The organism is Collinsella sp. AM24-1 (assembly GCF_003470325.1).
Taxonomy (GTDB): domain Bacteria; phylum Actinomycetota; class Coriobacteriia; order Coriobacteriales; family Coriobacteriaceae; genus Collinsella.
The window spans coordinates 248-731 of the sequence record NZ_QRHM01000065.1; the positions used below are offsets into that span (position 1 = coordinate 248).

Here is a 484-nt window from a genome sequence, read left to right on the forward strand (position 1 = left end):
AGGGGGCCGGGAAGGCGGCCCCGAGGGCCTACGGCAGGCTCACCAGGCACGAGCGGGACACGGTCCAGAGGATGCTGGAGCGAGGGGCCTCGTGCAGGCAGATCGCGAGGGAGCTGGGCAGGTCGCCCTCGACGGTGTGCTCGGAGGTGGCGTCGCACAGGTTCGTGACCGCGCCGAGGGAGAGGCGCGGCGAGCGCGTGGACGCCTCCGCCGACCTGTCTGCGGCATGCCCGCGCCTGGCCGCGTGGCCGCGCTGCTGCAACGGGTGCGGGCGGTACCGTGCGGTCGGCTGCAAGCGCCGCCCGCACGTCTTCTACGACGCCCGCGCCGCGCAGCTGTGCGCGGACTCGGTCCTCGTCTCGTCAAGGCGCGGGATAGACGCCGACGAGCCCGCCGCGGCCGAGGCGCTCGCCCTCATCCGCGACGGCCTGGGCCGGGGGCTCTCGCCCGAGCAGATGGCGGCGCGCAACGGCGGCCCGGTGGA

1 protein-coding gene is annotated in these 484 nt (G+C 76.0%); it reads left to right on the top strand.

The window, feature by feature from the left end; genetic code table 11:
* The coding region (locus DW661_RS10065) for a helix-turn-helix domain-containing protein (protein ID WP_147356457.1) at positions 1–484 on the top strand (484 nt) is incomplete at both ends.